The sequence below is a fragment of the Microbispora cellulosiformans genome, from assembly GCF_008728085.1.
GTDB classification, from domain to species: Bacteria; Actinomycetota; Actinomycetes; order Streptosporangiales; family Streptosporangiaceae; genus Microbispora; species Microbispora amethystogenes.
The window spans coordinates 661292-677585 of record NZ_VYTZ01000002.1 but is presented as its reverse complement, the minus strand read 5'-3'; the positions used below and the strand labels follow the sequence as shown (position 1 = coordinate 677585).

Genomic DNA, 16294 nt, shown 5'->3' with positions numbered 1-16294 from the left:
ACGCACCGCCCCGCGCGCCAGAGAGGCCGGTAGAAGTCACCAATTAGAGACCTTCAATGGTGAGGGTTATATGGCCTGACCTCGGCGTGAGCTGGCAGCCGGTCGTCGCGGTGCTACCTGGGGTGCATGAGGTATCCCGATGGCGGTGGCTTGACCGCCGAGCAGCGATTACGCCGCGAGCAGGTGAGGATGCAAGCAGCCGACCGGTTTGCCGACGGCGCGAGTGATGCCCAGGTCGCGGGGGAGTTTCGGGTCTCGCGGATGTCGGCCAACCGGTGGCGGCGGACGCTGGAGACCGGCGGCCGCGAGGCCCTGGTCTCCAAAGGTGCCGGCGGGGCGGTGTGCAAGCTGGATGACGCCCAGCTCGCCCGGCTGGAGCAGGCCCTGGAGGAAGGGCCGACGGCGCACGGCTGGGATGACCAGTGCTGGACCCTGGCCCGGATCGCCGAGGTGATCGGGCGCTTGTTCCGGGTGAGCTACACCGTGGGCGGGGTGTGTTACCTGCTGCACCGCCTGGGCTGGAGCTGGCAGGCCCCCTGTCGCCGCGCCGCCGAACGCGACGAGAAGGCCATTGCCGCGTGGAAGGACGAGCAGTGGCCGATCATAAAAGGGTGGCGGCGCAGCAGGGCGCGTGGCTGTGCTTCGAGGACGAGGCCGGCCAGACCCTGAGGTCCCCCAGAGGCCGCACCTGGGGCCGCAAGGGGCACACACCGATCGTGTTGCTGCCGGTCAAGGGCACCGGACGCGTGTCGATCGCCGGCCTGATCGCCACCCGGCCCGGCACCCCACAGGCGCGGTCGCGGCTGATCTACCGACTCCGGACTCACCGGGGGCGCAAGGGCGAACGCCGGGGGTTCTCCGAGGCTGACTACGCCGCGCTGTTCGACGCCGCCCACCAGCAGCTCGGCGGGCCGATTGTGGTGGTGTGGGACAACCACAACACCCACACCTCCGCCGAGATGCGACGCCTGATCGCCGCCCGTCCGTGGCTGACGGTGTTCTACCTGCCCGCCTACGCCCCCGAGCTGAACCCGGTCGAGGCCGTGTGGGCGCACATGAAGAAGAGCCTGGCCAACCTCGCCATGCGCACCGTCGATCAGCTGATCGCCCTGGTGAAGAACCGTCTCAAACGGATGCAGTACCGCCCTGCCCTCGTCACCGGCTTCCTCACCAAGACCGGCCTGGACTTCCGACCCCCGTAAACCCCCGTAACCCCAGCCATTAAGCGTCTCTAAGGCCGTGACGATCGCTCACTTCGGTCCTCATCGCTCTGGCTGGGGCGATCGGCTGCCGCGGCCCTCCTTCGTCGGGCCTTGCCACCGGGTACGTGTGGCGAGGCATAACGCTCGACTCGCGTCCAGGCTATAGAAGAAAGATCTCTGCGCCTGGGACACTTGTCGCCACGTTGCCCCATCGTGAAGCTTGTGGACGAGAGGAAATGAGGGCCCATTCCACAGTCCATCTTCTCAGCCCGCGCAAGCCTGCCTCCAGGGCGAATTCGACCACTGTCGAACGCGCAGGGTCGACAGGTGCTCCGCGTACCCTTCGGCGCCGCCAGGGAATCCCGCCAATCTCCTGAACCCTGGCTATTTCGTCGGAGGGCCGAGTTACAGTCGCGATGACTTTCTTCACCATTGATCACCTGGATCGTGCCAAATCTGGATGGAGGGCAGGTGCCTAACGAGGTGGACGATGTCGAGCATCTGAAGAAGCGGCTTGCCGACCATCACGCCAAGATTGACGCAGCACAGCCAGGAAGTAAGGAGTACATGACGCTCGCGTCCGTCGTGCTGCAGGACACTCGAACCCTGCTGCAGCATGAGGATCAGCTGGTGGCGCAGGCCCAGGAGAGCAAGCGAATGGCAGCAGCGCGGGTAATTCGGCGGACCGGCGTGCTGACCGCAGGCGGCCTCCTGGTGCTCGGTGCGGTGGCTGGGATCGGCTGGGTCTCTCGCGGCTGGCTGCTTTTGATCATTCCGCTACTGGCAGCGGTGACTTTCGTGGCGTTGAGTGAGACTGGCCGGCCGTACCAAGGTCAACAGCAGCGAACCTTCACTGTGTGGGCATTTATGGCGGCCGCGGCTGCTACGGCGGTGCTGAGCGCCGAAGTGGTCAGCGCGTGGTGGTCCATCGCAGTGATCGCCTTGATTTCAGTGACCTCCACCGCCTATCTGACCGCGGGGATGCCCGCGGGGCCCGTAACCAGCGATGAAGCCTGATTTGGGGAGGGAGACGCCCATGCAGGAGCTGGAGGGGTTCCAAGAGGTCAAGGACGAGCTCAACCAGATGCGCTGGAGCATCGACGAGTTGCGCGACGCACATGAAGAGCTGGAACGGCGCGCCAATGTGATTGAGCACCAGCAGATGGAGAGCCTTGAGTACGACCTACGCGAGGCACGTGAGGAGTTCTCTGAGCTCTCCTCTGAACTAACCAAGGTCAGAACAGCCCTGCGGCGGTTGGTTGACCGCGTCGCATCACTGGAGCACAGCGTCCAGGCAGTCAGCGGGGCCGAGCCTGCGGACCTGGATCTTGTGGACAAGAACATCAGCATGCTGGCGGCCCGGATTGCTAAGGGGCGCGATGCCCAGGCGGCCCTACTCACGGATACTGCGCGAACCACCATGGATTACCGCATCAAGCACTACCAGCGTCTGTACGGCGAATATCAAGGCCATCTCGACCAGGCGATCGAGTACAGCAAGATTCTTATCCAAACTAATGCAGGTGAGGCGGCACACACCAAGGCAGCGACTGGCTTTCGAACGGTGCTGCGGGAAATTAGCACACTGGCTGAGCAGCTAGGCCGACTACGACCGCAGTATGAGGAAGCTCAGAGCGACCTCGAGGCCGATGATGCCCGCCGTTCTACGCATGGTCCGGCGATTATGACCGGAGATGCTGCCTACGCTAAGTTACACAGCTTGATGCGTCAGCGTATCGCCGTCGCAATCAATCAACGGGCGCTGATGCCTGTGTGGTTAACCACCGCGCTGGGTCATCCGCCGGCGGCCCAGACCGATCAGTGGATGAACCTGACAGCGGAAGTGCTGTGCTTTCGGATTAGCTACAACATCACCGACCTCGTGGTCGCCCTCGGCAACCCTCCCGCCCCAGCTCAGCGGGCACGCCATGCTTGGTACAGAGAGTTATCCCATCTGATCGGAAAGCTCGAATCAGCCACGTAAACTGCGGAATCCCTGCGCGAGAGGCTCTGGCAGATCTACCGTCGCTGCTGGCGTGGGGCCTCTCGCGTCTTGCCGTAGTTGGCGCACAGGATTGGGCGCGGGAATCTGGGGTGCGACGGCGATGATCGGAAGGGACTCACCTTTTCGACTGAGGCGGTTTTCTGGCAATCTTCGTCCAGACGTCCATCTCTTGACGCTCGATCCTTGTAACAGCCTTGGCTAGTAAGTGGTCCTTTGTGGCGGGATCCTCATAAGGCTCGCCCCCAGTGAGGTATAGACGGCGCTCCGCCTCAACCGCTTCGCGTGCGGCACTGAATCTCAGATAGTCATCGTGCCAATGGAAAATTGATTTTAATCCCGTCGATACTACGAGTGTGGCTCCAAGTACTGCGGGTATTCTGGCGTTTCCCGGAATCAGTGCGGCCGCTAGTGGGATAGCTGCCGATATAAGAAGTTGCATGACCTCGCTCAATCGGTAGTAACGCCTAGCCTTTATTGAGGCTCGCGCGTACCATTTATGGGATTCGTCAGCTACTTGCAAGGCGTATCCGGCGGATTCATCAGATGGAGTCGCGATCATCCCTTTGTTCCCACGTCCGTGTGCTGAAGATGTCTCCGCCATGATGCAACACTCCTCTCATGCATGCCATCCGTGGATTGCAATGACCTCTGGTTGGCCGAGTGTGTATGTGGTATCACTCAGAGTGATAAGCCGGTCAACTGCCTGGCATTCATTGTCAGTAGTGGGCCGCCGCCTATCGAATGGCGTGTGACCGAACCGAACATCGCCGCGCCCGCTGTGGCTCGGGCCAGAGAGTTCACGCCGAGGGTGATCTCCAGAGAGGATCTTCTACTAGACTATGAGAGGTGAGCAATCAGTCTCCTGAAACTCTGCCAGGTCATGCATTCATCTCGTACATTCGAGAAGACAAGGATCGCGTTGATCGCCTGCAAGACATCTTGGCGGCAGCAGGAATTAGGGTCTGGCGGGACACTGAGGAACTTTGTAATGCTGAGCCAGGTGGCTCCCTGTCGATCGGCAGAGGTCGTTTGTGATCATGAACGGACCGGAATCGAGGGGGCTGCTGCCCGTCTGGTAACCCGCTCGCACACACTCAGGGGTAGCCTAAAAGCCTAGACCGACCTCTCCCGGTTGCTTCGTCTGTTGCTCTACTCTGATGACATGCGCGGCACAGGTGATACACGTCAGAGTGAGGCTTATGACGAGGTAGTCATGTTCGTGCTCCAGTGGGATGACGACCGAAGTGCCGCGATGCGTGGGGAGGCGGTGGAGCAGTCCTCCCTTGACGTTCGCAAGCTCGAGATGCTTGTCGAGCGATACGCGTCCAGCGCTGTCCGTAGCGCTTTTAGTCGCCTTATCCTAGCTGACAAAGAGTGGGCTATCAGCTTCGCAATCGCAGCCCAACAGGCTGGAGTCCAACTCCCTATAAAGATTGATCCAGGGGGCGCCTCTTGGGCAGATCCTAAGGATCAAGCGAAGCTTGCAAGCCTGCTTACAAGGCAGCTCATTCAGCTTATTAGACAAGAACAGGGTTTAGACTCCCGTGTGAGGATTGGCGGAACGAGTGCCCACGCGATGCCGCAGCAACACCACCCTTCTATGGCGGCGGAGCAAGACATGGGGTTCGAACTAACTCGCCTTGGCGTCGCTGGATCGCAGCAGCAAGTTCGCGAGAGGGACACTGCACCGTCTAAGGTGAACCCTGTGAGCGATCAGATCTCTGGCGTAGTTCCCGGTCACGCCTTCATCTCCTACGTACGGGAAGACGCGGAGCGCGTTGATCGCTTGCAAGCCGCCTTGAAGTCAGCAGGGATTAAGGTCTGGCGGGACACAGATAATCTTTGGCCTGGACGGGATTGGAAAATCGAGATCAGTCAGGCAATCAAGGCGAATAGCCTGGCGTTCATAGCTTGCTTCTCGAAGCGCGGCGTGAGCCGGAAGAGATCATACCAGTACGAAGAGCTGAACCTTGCAGTCGATGAAATGCGTCTCCGTCGGCCTGGAGAAAGCTGGCTGATCCCCGTTCGCTTCGATGACTGCGAGCTACCTCACTATGAGATAGGTCCTGGACGAACACTAGGCTCGCTCCAATGGCTAGACCTCTTCGATGACAGTTGGGAGCGGGGTGCCAATCGGTTGGTCAAGGCGGTGCTCAACATTCTTAGCTGAGGAACTCCCGGGATATGTAGGTATGATTTCCCGCAGCCGAGTCCGAGCCGCTCGAGAAATTGTGGCGCCCCTATCGGAAGTGCATGCCGTATCTCGTTCGCTGTATACCTGACGTGATGGGGCTCCACGAGTTCGGCTGAAAGGTGGCCATCGCCGCCTATGGGGTGGCGGACAACCAGCTTGGGAAGATCCAGCGGACGGGACTGGCCGAGATCGTGGACTGCCCTTCCCCTGTAAACAGGAGGTCAGTTCCGATCCCCCAAGCGCCTACGCACGTCCAAATTGGGTCTACTGGGCCCCGCCACAGAGCAGGGTAGTCCACACGTCACGCGCTGCGCTGAGGGGCCAGCGGTGGGTCTCCTTAATTTCATGCTTGGGCTCAGACTGGAGAGTGCTGCGAATGAACGCTTGGCCGCCGGCCTGGCATAGCTCGTAGATCGTCGCCCGGCAGTCGCACGTCCAAGCCAGAACGCGGGCGCGGCCAAACCTGTAGAACGGTTCATGCCAAGCCAGCCTGATGTGCCCTCGCTGAGCCAAAGGGACATGCGGAGCCAGACAGTCGTCAGAGGTGATCATGGTGCGCTGTTCGTCAGCAGGGCGGACAGCGGATGATGTTGGCGGAGATCCTTGTATCGGACGGCGATTCGGCGAGCGGTGGTAACTGGGTCCTCGACTGGACCGAACGCATAGACCCATCGCTGAGACCGTGGGGATTTACGCCCCGACCACCAGCGATAGCACCGGCCATCCGTCCATACGACCAGCTCGACCCACACCGAGACTAAGGCGAGCCCATATCCCTCGTGGACATCAGTCCGGATCCCAAGGGCCGCCAATTCATCACATAATCGTTCAGCGGCTCGTGATGGCGTTGTGAGCGTTTTCCTTCTTGTGTCAACGGGACGGAATCCCGTCATGGCCGGATGCATGCTGTAACGCTATGGGCAGGCACAACAGCTTGGAAGTGCGATTTCGTGTCACATCCTGATGCCTGTAAATGGAAGTGACACGAGCGGTGTCACAACTTAGTAATCAAGCAGTACAAAGTCTGCGAGTTCGCGCATTTCGTCAGTGAGCGTACGCCGCCTGCCGATAATTCCCCTGAGGATGTCTCGGGCGTATCGCTGGTTGGTCATCCACTCCGGGGCATCACGCCGGATGCCTTGCAGGACGTCGAAGGCTTCGCTGTGCCGCTGCATCCGGCGGTGCGCCTCGGCCACGTCGAGGAGATGGCGGTTCCGGTTGTTGGAGGTGGGCCGCAGGTCCGTAACTGGGATCGTCTGCGAGAGCTGGAGGACCTTGTCCGGCCGATCCTCAATCATCGCGTTCTCCACGCGCTTCATCGCCACAGTGATCGGGCCAAAGGTGCGTAGAAAGTCCTCGTTCGGCGTCAGGTCGCGTCCCATCGCTACGGCCGCGGTCCGCGCAAGGCGGATTGTGTCGTCGGCCTCGTCGGGTCGGTTGTCGCGAATGGCGGCTGCTGAGGAGCGAAGCAGCAGCCAGCCCCAGGCGGACAACTGATGTGGCGTGGCACGGGAAATGCGCGGCTCCACGTCGTCGGCCCAGCGCATTGCCATCTGGCGGGCTTCGTCGAGCCGTCCCTGACGTAGGAGAAGCCAGCAATGGGTGCTGACCGTCGCCGCCGCATCGAGGGGATCGTTCATGTCGTCCATGGCCCGAGACAGCGCGAACTCGGCTTCGTCGAACTGTCGTGTCTGGGTCATCAGCCAGCCGACAAGGTGCAGCAGCCTGCCTCGTACGTGGCGTGCCGACAGGTCCGTCTCTACCAGGGCATCGGCGTCCCGAAGCATCACCGGCAGCATGGCTGCGATCTGCGAATAGCGGTCCTGCTTCCACAGTGGCATCGACGCTCCTAGAGCGGAGCCCAATCCTTCTCGGGTCGGCGCCTCTGAGACCGGACCATCAAGGCCGTAAAGCGCCCGCCGTACCGGCGCCCACAGGTCGAGTGTCTTGTCGTGCGCTGGCTCGGCATCGTGCTGAGCGATCAGCGAGGTCGTGGGCACCTTGAGGGCCACCGCGATCTTGCGCAGTGTTTCCAGCCGAACGTCTCTCCGGGCGTCCCGCTCAAGCTTCCGGATGAGCGATGCGGACACGCCGGCAAGGTCGGCGAGGCCCTGCTGAGTCAGACCTCGGCGCTTCCGGACGCTGCGGATACGTTCGCCTAGTGCGGCCATGAATCCATGCTAGAGAAGGAGAGATGAGTCGCAGCATGATCGCGAAACCCGGATCGCCGAGTCCCACACCCAGGGGGTTGCGCTCGTTCGTAAGCGTGACGCATGGAATTGCGGTCGCGAGTATCTTAGGTGAGCGATCTGAGGGGCCTGAGGCATCGCAGTCCCTTTAGACCTCGTTAGACTGATTTGAAAATAGGACCTTGACGACGGTTGTATAACCAGGGCTGCCACGCTCTATGGCGAGCTGAGTAGTTTCCCAAAGAGAGTCTTGATATGCTCGCCTGTTGTCCGCCTCTCTCATCTTCTGGATATGGTCAAGCGTTTTGTCTACAGTCTTCATGAATGTGGCTCTTAGATAGAGCATGACGCCGGAGGCAGTCGCGCTCGTCGCTCCAACGCTTAAACCGGCCTGTAGATCCTTCGTTTGGGTTGCTACTAAAACAACTCCAGTTATTGCACAGGCTAGGCCGGTGAAAAGTGCGATGTGTGCGAACATGAAGTTGCGATCGCGGAACTTAATAAGCTTTTCGTGCTCGCTCTCGAGCGCTAGTCGCTGGATAGCTCTCGCGCCCCTGCTGTCGCCGTTCGAGTAGGCCCCTTCTTGGTTAGGGCTGAGGCGGACGCTCTCCTTCATGATATGCGTATTATCGTCAAGAGAGCGGAGTAGTTTCTGTTCGGGAGGGTGTCTGATCTCCAAAGCATCCTCCCCGTCTATCTGGTGATAGCGTTGCTTACAACGTGATCCACCAGGGAGATGACATCGATCTTTATGTCCTCGTCGACCATCTCAATGAATGCCAGATTCTTTCCGGTCCGTATTGCTGTGGCGATTTGCTTAATAATTTCGTCAGCGAACTGCTCTGTCTGGCTCCTGGTCAGATGGGGATACCTTTTACTTATGGCGTCGGCGATTGGACGCCTGTCGAGTTCTGAATTTGCTCTTTTGAATAAGGTCACTTCGAATGTTCTCCTTAAGGGTGGTAACTCTCAACATATGTCCGGGTGAATTCCCTCTGTAGTCGAGAGGTCGTCTTACTGATTGTGAATGGCTCTAGCTGACTTGTCGAGGTCGCACCTAAAGGTGGTATGGGCTCTGGCTGGAAGGGTAGTGTATTGTCTCTCTTTAGGTATGACAGTGTGCTAGAAGCTGGACACGGATGGTGGCATCGTCGATTAGTTCCCGGCATCTTCTCGCGCCTGCACAACACCTGCATAAGCGACTCCCGCAGGTGAGCGGATCGCCCCTGCCGTCGCCTATGATCCTGGGTCGGTTATCTGGCTAGCGGGGTCGAGTTTCGTCCACCTGCCCTCCCTGCTAAGGGATGGTCTCGACGATAGCCAGTAGATACTCCAGGGGGAGATGTCTGCCTGTGTGGCGACTCCCGTAAGACCTCTCTCCGAGGCAGAGCGGCACTGCTGAGTGACTATCTGGGTGACAATCGCCGTGGACGAGCCTGGACCGGAGTGGACGACGACGGACCGTACGCCCAGGTCAGGGCGGGTCCCGGTGCTGGTCCCGCCCCTTCCTGGGTTGACTTACAAGCGAGGGGTCACTGGTTCGAACCCAGTACCGCCCACCTGCGAGAAGAGCCTCGTCTCCCATCAGGGAAAACGGGGCTCGTGCCATTAACGTGCCATTAGCGAACGCAATCGATGTTGTCCAGTGCCCACTTGCCTCGGTCGGTAGGCCCTGAAGGCCGGGGCGAAGGCGTAAACGGGCCGCCCGCTGGTCGACGACCCGAGCGCCAGCGGAATCAGTTGCCGTCGGTCCAGACGACCAGCTCGACCCAGACCGATACCAGCGCCAGCCGGTACCCCTCGTGCACGTCTTTCCGTAGCCGCCCCGGTGCGAAGGGAAAGCACGCGGATGCCGCCATGCATCGCCGAGCCGTACGGTCCCCGCCTCGCTATGGCACCCCCTGACATGCTCGCCGCGCTCAAGTCCCGAGACATCGGCGCAGTCTTCCGCTTCGTCCGCCAGTATGGCGGCTTGAGCCAGACTGCCATCGGCAGCCTGACCGGCTACAGCCAGGGCAAGATCAGCGCCATCATGAGCGGAAGCCAGCAGGTCACCGCCCTGGAGGTGTTCGAGCGCATCGCCGACGGCCTGCACAGGCCCGACCAGGCCCGCATGGCTCTCGGCCTCGCTCCCCGCGACCCGGCTGCCGCAGCCATCCCACGGCAGGAACCCCGCCCCAGCAGGTCCGCCGCCTACCGTAGATCTCGTCCGACACGGAGAGGACGAGACCGAAGCGCGACGTCGTGACTTCGTCGGTCTCGCGGGGGCCGCCCTGTTCAGTGCCGTAGTAGCCCAGCCCCTCACCCGCGACGAGGAACCCGCAGGTGCCGACGATCTCGCCGCAGCCCTCACCGAATACCCGGTCGCCAGCCCCCAGCTCCCGGAGCTGTCGCAACTTGGCCGCTGTCGCCAGGTGCGGCTGGGTGAACAAGCCAGGCTCGGTCTCGATAAGGATGCCGCGGCTGAGCACGTGCTTGAGCTTAGAAGCGAGGCGGACACGCCGGCAAGGTCGGCGAGGCCCTGTTGCGTCAGGCCCCGGCGCCCCTGTCGGCGGATCCTGAAAACTGGCTCTGGTACTGATTTCGTGCGTTGACCCGTCTCAGTCGGCGAGGAGGATGCGTTTGCGCAGGAGGTTGGGGTTGGCTCGGCCGTACATCTGCCGCTTGAGCATCTTGATGCGGTTGACGTGGCCTTCGACTTGCCTGAGCTGTGGGGCAGGGCCACGCCGACTCTAGCGGCGTCGTAGTCGCGCCGTAGCCCTGACGAAGGAGTGCAGTTCCGACAGGTCATCGGCCTGAACTCGCTTCATCCACCGCTCCGGGCCGTCGCCGGTGAGTCGGACCATCATCTGGGCGGAGACGCGGACGTGCTCACCGAGCGCGGCCAGAGCTGGGACCGTACACCAACGGGCCTGCTCTAACGCTACATCGCTCAGGGCCGGGCCGCGGCGATCGGCCCGTCGTCGCACCACGCCGCCTGGCTCGGCTTCTGCTCACCCGCCCCGGCAGGCCGCGCGAGGCCGCGACACCACGTTGTTGCAGGAACTCGTGGGTGCGTGTCCTGAGCTGGCCGCGCTGGCCCGCCTGATCCGTTTCTTCCCTGAGCTCCTGTCCCCGGCCGCGGGTAACGGCGCCAAGCTTGCCGCCTGGCTCTCTGATGCCCTGGCCGCTTACCTGCCCCACCTGCACGGTTTCGCCAAAGGCCTCGAACTCGACCGTGAAGCTGTTGAACGCCGCCATCACCTTGCCAAATCACAACGGTCGGACTGAAGGCGTCAACACCCGAACCGGTGATGTCCCGTCGGGGGGACTCGCGTCCCGATCCCTGGCTCATGCACGTTTTTGCGTGCTGTCAGGAGCAGTGGGTGTGCTTGCGGCTACCGTCGTTCGTGGCCGGGAAGTTCTTCTTCGCCCAAGCGCCGACCGCGCGGGTGCTGGTGAAGTTGATGCCAGCGCCGATCGCCCCGCCTACGACGGGTGCGAGTTTGGTCAGGTTCACGATGCCCTTGGTGCCGGCCTTGGTGATCAGCCGGAAGCCGACTGTCTTGTTGATCTGGATGAGAACGCGGCCGGGGACCTGCTTGATGGCGCTGATGGCGGACTTCGTGCCGATCTGGACGCCCGCCTGCGACAGAGCCTCGGCCGCTGAGGGCCCGATCAGCGAGATGAGAACGACGGAGCGCACCTCTTCGGAGCGGAGGTCGTATCCGCGCAGGTGCGCGATCGCGCCGGATAGGCGCGCCTGAGTGAGCCACAGCGCCGTGAGGTCGGCGGGCATCGTGACGGGCAGGGTGATCAGCCCGCCGAGGCCGGTCAGGAAGCCGGTGCTGGAGGTGATGCGAACGTGCGTCGCGATAAGGCGCTGGATGGCCTTCTCGACGTCGCCGTGCTTCGTGAGGTGCTCCTCCGCGACCTGGATGGATCCCTTCCAGGGACCCCCGCCGTCGACGCCGACGTTGAGGATCTTGTCGATGGCCTCCTTGGCCTTGCTGCCGAGGCGCTCGAGTCGCGTGGAATCGGTCGTAGCCTCAGCATCGGACAACGGGTCGGGCTGCTGCTCGCTCATCTACTTCCGCCTGAGGATCCGGGGGGTGCTGGGAATGTTTAGCGTGACTCAAGACGCTCAATACAGCACGCGGGTTGACACAGCAACTCCAAAAGAAATTAGGCTCTGGCACTGATTTCGTGCGTTGACCCGTCGCAGTCGGCGAGGAGGATGCGTTTGCGCAGGAGGTTGGGGTTGGCTCGGCCGTATATCTGCCGCATGAGCATCTTGATGCGGTTGACGTGGCCTTCGACTGGCCTGAGCTGTGGGGCAGGGTCAGGCCGGCCTTGGCAGCGTCGTAGTCGCGCCGTAGTCCTGTGACGAAGGAGTGCAGGTCCGGCTGGTCGTCGGCCTGAACCAGCTTCATCCCCTGCTCCAGGCCGTCACCGGTCAGCCGCACATCATCTGAGCGAAGCTCATCTCTCTCGAGGGTGGCGGGGTGGCGGGGTGGCGGGGTGGCGGAGGAACAAGCTGGTGACCTGGCGGACGGTAGGCGGGGATGGCGGCGGCAGGGCGATGGTGGCCTGGGACGTCCCCGACCGGCACACACCGTCGATCTGCAAACCGGCCAGGTGAGGGAAGAGAACCGAGAGCAGAACCACTATCGAGAGTCCGTTGACAGCTTCCGGACGCTTCGGATGCGTTCGCCTATCGTGGCCACGAATCCCTGCTAGGACGGTCCGATCGAGCGTCGCGTGATCTCAAATCCTGCCCCTCGGGACATGGCGAGGAGGGTGCGAGAGCGTCTGAGCCGGCTGGCGCGTCAAGGCCGCGCTTTTTTCCCCTGAACAACGAGGGAGTCGCGGCCGAGGGTCAAGGACTCCACGCTGGCTGTCTCCCTGTCTGTCCGTATTCCGCGTGGGCCATCGAAGGCATCGGCCCGGAGCCGGAACCGGCTCACATCGTCGATCTCGAAAGTGCGCAGCCGCCAACGCCGATTCGGGGAGTCCTGTCCAGAGGGTGGGTGGGCGAGAACTGTGACGGCGGAGGAATCTGTCGGTATCTCATGACGGGTGTGTGCGGCTGTGTACTTGGCGAGCCGGAGTTCAGCCTCCAGCGGTAGGTCGAGATTCGGTCCTGCCGGGAGGTGCGGGAGCGCTGCCCCTGGTGTGGTGATTCCCTCGATCCATTCTCTAGTGGAGCCCGGGAGTCGTTCCAAGCTGACGATGCGACGTAGTTCATCGATGAACCAGGGTTTTAGAGCCGGGCCGCGCGATTTCCCGTTCTTCACGTCGTTCGAGACGGAGCCGGACCTTGCCGAGCGGCATGAGATCCTGCGCTCCGAGATGGGATGCTGACACAGCCCCTATGGCGCTGGTTCTCATCTTGATCTCCGCCAGGCAGTGGCCGCTGCTCGTGCCGCCCTAGTGGTCGGTGAGTCACGTCCTGTAGCCGCGTCGGCCCGCGGGCCAAAGCACCTTCCCAAGTCCTGTGTTTGCCTGGGCCGCATCGAGTGCCCGTACGTACACTGACGGCATGAGCGCGCAACCGCAGGAGTTCACCCCCGAAGGTCCCCTGCCGGAGAAGAACCTGCGTGCCATCCGTAGAGCGTTGGTCGTGCCACAGGACCGAGATGGGTTCGATGCAGGTCTTGACGTTGTCCTGGCCGAGGTCCGCGCCAGCTTGGACCTCGGTCGGTTGAGCGAGTTCATCCACACCTGGTGGCTGATCGCGTGCGACTCGGCCAAAGATCAGCAGGGCCGCAGAGACGTCTACGAGCGGGCCGCCCGCGTCCAGGAACTGGCTGACGCCGGCCAGTCGATCCCTCGAGGCGATAAGACATGGCGCCAGCTGCTGGCGGAGCGCGGGGTCGAGCGGTAGGTGTACTCGATCGTCGAGCCCGATCCCGTCGCTCAAGAACAGATCGCGGCCCTTCCCGAGTATGCCTTGCGGTATCTGGCCGGGGTACTGGACCTGGTTGAGCTGGAGCCCTGGGCGGGTGGACCGCAATCGCCGAGCAAGCCCGACGGCAACATGCGGGTCATGCCGTTTGGAGAGCGTGGGCTGGTGACCTATCTCGTCATGGAGCCCCAACGTGAGGTGTATATCGTTCGCGTGCAGTGGATCTAGTTTCTAGCTTGCCGGCAGGCGCGGCGCGCTGGGTGACCATCGCCGTGGACGAGCCTGGACGGCGGTGGACAACGGTGGACCGTACGCCAAGGTCAGGGCGGGTATAGGCGCTGGTCCCGCCCGTTCCCGGGCTGACCTACCAGCGAGGGGCCACTGGTTCGAACCCAGTACCGCCCACCAAGCCGTGTCGCCAACGCGCTCCTGAGTCGAGGAACATCGGGAAGATGCGGGAATGCGAAACTGGCCGTATCTGACAGAAGATCGGAGGCGGGATGGACATGCGCGCGGAGGTGGAGTGGGTGGACTCGCGGCAGAGACTGCCGGGGGACGGGATGCCCGTGGCCGCCGCGATCACGGGTCGTTTCGCGTCCGACGATACCGACGAGCGCGATCCGGACGCCGGGCAGGAATTCTGGCTGGTGAGGCCGATGTACTTCACCACCCGTCACTTCGCTGAGGACGGGCGTGAATACCGCGACTGCTTCGTCGACTCTGACGGTGTCGTCCGCCTGCCCTACGGCCGGGACTGTGACGAAACGCTGGAATTTGACGATCCGATCACCCACTGGGCGGAACTGCCCACTCTGCCGGGCACGAACGTGCATTACCTGGTGGGTGAGAAGGCGGAGACCGCTCGCGCGAACGCCTTGGGCGAGGGAGCGTAACGGCGTTCATCGGTCGCATGCCTACCCACCGAGATCCCACATCAAGACCTTCTCGGCCTTGCCGCCGGCAAGCACGATGGTGTGCCCGTTCACGTAGCCGAGTGCCATGACGATAAACCGATTGTGAGCTATGAGGGGATCGCCGATCTGCCGTCCGTCGAGCAGGTTCCACACACGGATTTCGCCGCCCAGGGCGGCGGTCACCGCGATCGGGATGTCGCCGAGCCGTCCGGTCAGGATGTGGAGAACGCGCGTGCCGTGCCCTCGGAGAGCGGGCGTGAGTTTGCGACCGGTCCGCAGATCCCAGAAATAGACGCGACCGCTGCGTCTGGTGAGGACACCGGTCGTACAGCGTACGCGGGCCACCGCGATCGGGGATTCGCTGGAGCTGACCCCGCTCACCTCGCCGATGCGGCGGCCGCTCTGGAAATCCAGAATGCGGGTCGTTCCGTTCAGGCTGACGAGGAGAACCGGCCTGCCGTCGATTTCGGCCAGAGTGGTGAGCTGTAGTGGAGTAGTGGCACCGATCTTCACCGGGGCTCCGATTTCCGCATCCGTGACCGGGTCTTTTATCCATGCCCTGGCTCCGCTCCTGCCGAACAGCACAGTGCGATCACCGGCCTGGGTGACCCACGGCACCGTCCTTTCGTCCCTGGCGGGGAGAGCCTCCTCCAGGCTGGAGGCGACGAGATCCCGGAATCGTCCGCCTCCCGTTCGGTCCGCGACGACAGTGCGGTCACGCAGACGCTCGGCCGGGATGTCGTCGAGGGAGCCGTAGGTGTCAGGGGGCAGAGCGGAGATTCTCCGCCCCGTGGCGAGATCCCATTGGATCCTCCGGTCATCCCAACCTTGAGTGATCGCCACCGGGCGTCCGTTCGACTCGCTGGCCGCGATCGCCAGAATCTCGTCGGTGTGACCGGACGGGACGGTCGCGGCGAGCTGCCTCGCGGTGCCGAGGTCCCAGAGCCGGACGGTGTTGTCACCGCCTCCGGTCACCGCGATCGGCCGGCCGTCCAGTTCCCCCACGGCCAGTGAGACCTCGATGAAGGCCGGCCGCGAAAATCCGTAGGATTCGCCGCCCAGAGCACTGGGGGCCGGTGGATTGCCGGGCAGGAGCCCGATCTGCTCGCGCGAGACGGGGTCCCAAATGGAGACGCTGCCCGCGGGCCGGTTCACGGTCAGAAGGACGGTCTTCCCGTTCACCGTTGCCTTTCGCACGGTGGTGAAATCACCGTCGATTCCCGCGAGTTGTCTCCCGCTGGCGAGGTCGAAGAAACGGAGGGGATCCGGTCCCGGTTCGTTCTCGTCGCCGCCATCGTCGTTGACCACCGCGGTGAGCCTGCCGCGCAGAGTGACGAGTTCGAGCGCGTCAACTCCGTTGTCCTCTCCCAGCAGGATCCGCGGCCCGATCTCCCGCCCGGTCGCCGCATCGACCACGTGGAGCTCGTCGTCGGCGGTGACCTTCACGGGGCGACCGTGCAAGCGGCCGATCACGGCACCTTTGGCATCGCCACTGGTCACTGTCAGCGGTCGCCCCTGAAACCGCCCTGCGGTGATCGTCTTCTCTGAGTGGCCCGCCTTGACGAACAGCGTGAGCGGGTGCCCCGGAAACAGACTCGTAGTGATCGCCCTGATGGGTCCACCGACCCTGAGCGGCTCTCCGATCGGGGCGAGGGTGGGAAGGTCCCAGACACGCAGAGTGCCCTCCTCTCCGGCGCTGACCGCGACGGGACGCGATCCCAGCAGGCCCGTGGCCACACCCGTCACATTGGTGTGCCCGTCACCTCCGAGGGTCACCGGAGGCCCGAACGAGCGGGGAACAGGCGTCTTGGCCGTCTCCTCGCACGGTTTCGAGGCGTACGGCCATTTCGGCGGCCCAGCCGCCGACGCACGGAGCGCGGGTCCGGCCAGCAGCAGGCAAAGG

At 62.8% G+C, this 16294-nt stretch carries 17 protein-coding genes and 1 tRNA gene; 13 read left to right on the top strand and 5 right to left on the bottom strand.

Annotated features, from left to right (window positions below; all coding sequences use genetic code 11):
• Nucleotides 1–189: 189 nt before the first annotated feature.
• The 4 genes from F5972_RS07030 (at nt 190) to F5972_RS37860 (ending at nt 3186) form a co-directional block, all read left to right on the top strand.
• The gene (locus tag F5972_RS07030) at nt 190–669 is read left to right on the top strand and encodes a winged helix-turn-helix domain-containing protein (protein ID WP_449843636.1); all 480 of its coding nucleotides are present in this window, start codon (nt 190–192) and stop codon (nt 667–669) included.
• Entirely contained in the window at nt 612–1202 is a 591-nt protein-coding gene (locus F5972_RS07025) for an IS630 family transposase (RefSeq protein ID WP_150932226.1), read from the top strand. The genes F5972_RS07030 and F5972_RS07025 overlap by 58 nt, the downstream gene beginning before the upstream one ends.
• A gap of 471 nt (nt 1203–1673) precedes the next feature.
• Entirely contained in the window at nt 1674–2219 is a 546-nt protein-coding gene (locus F5972_RS07020) for a hypothetical protein (protein WP_150932224.1), read from the top strand.
• Between the two features lie 19 nt (nt 2220–2238).
• Complete coding sequence (locus F5972_RS37860) at nt 2239–3186, top strand: hypothetical protein (RefSeq protein WP_225311228.1); 948 nt, start codon at nt 2239–2241, stop codon at nt 3184–3186.
• A gap of 136 nt (nt 3187–3322) precedes the next feature.
• Here F5972_RS37860 and F5972_RS07010 read toward each other — a convergent pair whose 3' ends face one another.
• The gene (locus tag F5972_RS07010; protein WP_225311227.1) at nt 3323–3808 is read right to left on the bottom strand and encodes a DUF4231 domain-containing protein; all 486 of its coding nucleotides are present in this window, start codon (nt 3806–3808) and stop codon (nt 3323–3325) included.
• Nucleotides 3809–4053: 245 nt separating this feature from the next.
• Here F5972_RS07010 and F5972_RS39265 point away from each other — a divergent pair, with 245 nt between their 5' ends.
• Both F5972_RS39265 and F5972_RS36975 read left to right on the top strand, forming a co-directional pair.
• On the top strand, nt 4054–4242 hold the full coding sequence (locus tag F5972_RS39265) for a toll/interleukin-1 receptor domain-containing protein (RefSeq protein WP_150932222.1): 189 nt from the start codon (nt 4054–4056) through the stop codon (nt 4240–4242).
• 670 nt (nt 4243–4912) lie between these two features.
• Complete coding sequence (locus tag F5972_RS36975) at nt 4913–5377, top strand: toll/interleukin-1 receptor domain-containing protein (RefSeq protein WP_191909976.1); 465 nt, start codon at nt 4913–4915, stop codon at nt 5375–5377.
• A 1025-nt stretch (nt 5378–6402) separates the two neighbouring features.
• On the opposite strand, the gene F5972_RS06995 is transcribed toward F5972_RS36975, so the two are convergent.
• Together F5972_RS06995 and F5972_RS06990 are read right to left on the bottom strand one after the other, a co-directional pair.
• Nucleotides 6403–7572 (bottom strand): helix-turn-helix domain-containing protein, encoded by a 1170-nt coding sequence (locus F5972_RS06995; RefSeq protein ID WP_150932218.1) that lies wholly within the window; start codon nt 7570–7572, stop codon nt 6403–6405.
• A 166-nt stretch (nt 7573–7738) separates the two neighbouring features.
• Nucleotides 7739–8206 carry a hypothetical protein gene (locus F5972_RS06990; RefSeq protein ID WP_150932216.1) on the bottom strand — a complete coding sequence of 156 codons (468 nt, stop codon included), beginning with the start codon at nt 8204–8206 and terminating at the stop codon, nt 7739–7741.
• Nucleotides 8207–8310: 104 nt separating this feature from the next.
• Between F5972_RS06990 and F5972_RS06985 the strand changes: the two genes are divergently transcribed.
• From F5972_RS06985 to F5972_RS06970, 3 genes are all read left to right on the top strand, one after another.
• Complete coding sequence (locus F5972_RS06985; protein ID WP_150932213.1) at nt 8311–8505, top strand: hypothetical protein; 195 nt, start codon at nt 8311–8313, stop codon at nt 8503–8505.
• 991 nt (nt 8506–9496) lie between these two features.
• Nucleotides 9497–9838, top strand: coding sequence for a helix-turn-helix domain-containing protein (locus F5972_RS06980; protein ID WP_150932211.1), 342 nt, complete (start codon nt 9497–9499; stop codon nt 9836–9838).
• A gap of 788 nt (nt 9839–10626) precedes the next feature.
• Entirely contained in the window at nt 10627–10860 is a 234-nt protein-coding gene (locus F5972_RS06970; protein WP_150932209.1) for a hypothetical protein, read from the top strand.
• A gap of 82 nt (nt 10861–10942) precedes the next feature.
• Here the strand turns inward: F5972_RS06970 and F5972_RS06965 are convergent, their stop codons facing one another.
• Nucleotides 10943–11656: an EcsC family protein gene (locus F5972_RS06965; RefSeq protein WP_150932207.1), complete on the bottom strand. Its 714-nt coding sequence runs from the start codon at nt 11654–11656 to the stop codon at nt 10943–10945.
• 1455 nt (nt 11657–13111) lie between these two features.
• Here F5972_RS06965 and F5972_RS06955 point away from each other — a divergent pair.
• The 4 genes from F5972_RS06955 to F5972_RS06940 all read left to right on the top strand — a co-directional run bounded on the left by F5972_RS06955 (nt 13112) and on the right by F5972_RS06940 (nt 14370).
• A complete protein-coding gene (locus F5972_RS06955; protein ID WP_150932205.1) occupies nt 13112–13456 on the top strand; it encodes a DUF6247 family protein in 345 nt (114 codons plus the stop codon).
• Nucleotides 13457–13705, top strand: a complete 249-nt coding sequence (locus tag F5972_RS06950) for a hypothetical protein (RefSeq protein WP_150932203.1) — start codon at nt 13457–13459, stop codon at nt 13703–13705.
• 95 nt (nt 13706–13800) lie between these two features.
• Nucleotides 13801–13885: transfer RNA gene (locus F5972_RS06945), tRNA-OTHER, on the top strand.
• A gap of 92 nt (nt 13886–13977) precedes the next feature.
• Nucleotides 13978–14370 (top strand): AQJ64_40280 family protein, encoded by a 393-nt coding sequence (locus F5972_RS06940; RefSeq protein ID WP_225311226.1) that lies wholly within the window; start codon nt 13978–13980, stop codon nt 14368–14370.
• Between the two features lie 21 nt (nt 14371–14391).
• Here F5972_RS06940 and F5972_RS06935 read toward each other — a convergent pair whose 3' ends face one another.
• Nucleotides 14392–16128 carry a WD40 repeat domain-containing protein gene (locus F5972_RS06935; protein ID WP_150932201.1) on the bottom strand — a complete coding sequence of 579 codons (1737 nt, stop codon included), beginning with the start codon at nt 16126–16128 and terminating at the stop codon, nt 14392–14394.
• Nucleotides 16129–16294 lie beyond the last annotated feature (166 nt).

Excerpts from the sequence above, each read along its gene's own strand:
- F5972_RS07030 (WP_449843636.1), top strand. The coding sequence starts at position 190 with ATGCAAGCAGCCGACCGGTTTGCCGACGGCGCGAGTGATGCCCAGGTC.
- F5972_RS37860 (WP_225311228.1), top strand. The coding sequence starts at position 2,239 with ATGCAGGAGCTGGAGGGGTTCCAAGAGGTCAAGGACGAGCTCAACCAG.
- F5972_RS07010 (WP_225311227.1), bottom strand. The coding sequence starts at position 3,808 with ATGGCGGAGACATCTTCAGCACACGGACGTGGGAACAAAGGGATGATC.
- F5972_RS06995 (WP_150932218.1), bottom strand. The coding sequence starts at position 7,572 with ATGGCCGCACTAGGCGAACGTATCCGCAGCGTCCGGAAGCGCCGAGGT.
- F5972_RS06990 (WP_150932216.1), bottom strand. The coding sequence starts at position 8,206 with ATGAAGGAGAGCGTCCGCCTCAGCCCTAACCAAGAAGGGGCCTACTCG.
- F5972_RS06980 (WP_150932211.1), top strand. The coding sequence starts at position 9,497 with ATGCTCGCCGCGCTCAAGTCCCGAGACATCGGCGCAGTCTTCCGCTTC.
- F5972_RS06965 (WP_150932207.1), bottom strand. The coding sequence starts at position 11,656 with ATGAGCGAGCAGCAGCCCGACCCGTTGTCCGATGCTGAGGCTACGACC.
- F5972_RS06955 (WP_150932205.1), top strand. The coding sequence starts at position 13,112 with ATGAGCGCGCAACCGCAGGAGTTCACCCCCGAAGGTCCCCTGCCGGAG.
- F5972_RS06940 (WP_225311226.1), top strand. The coding sequence starts at position 13,978 with ATGGACATGCGCGCGGAGGTGGAGTGGGTGGACTCGCGGCAGAGACTG.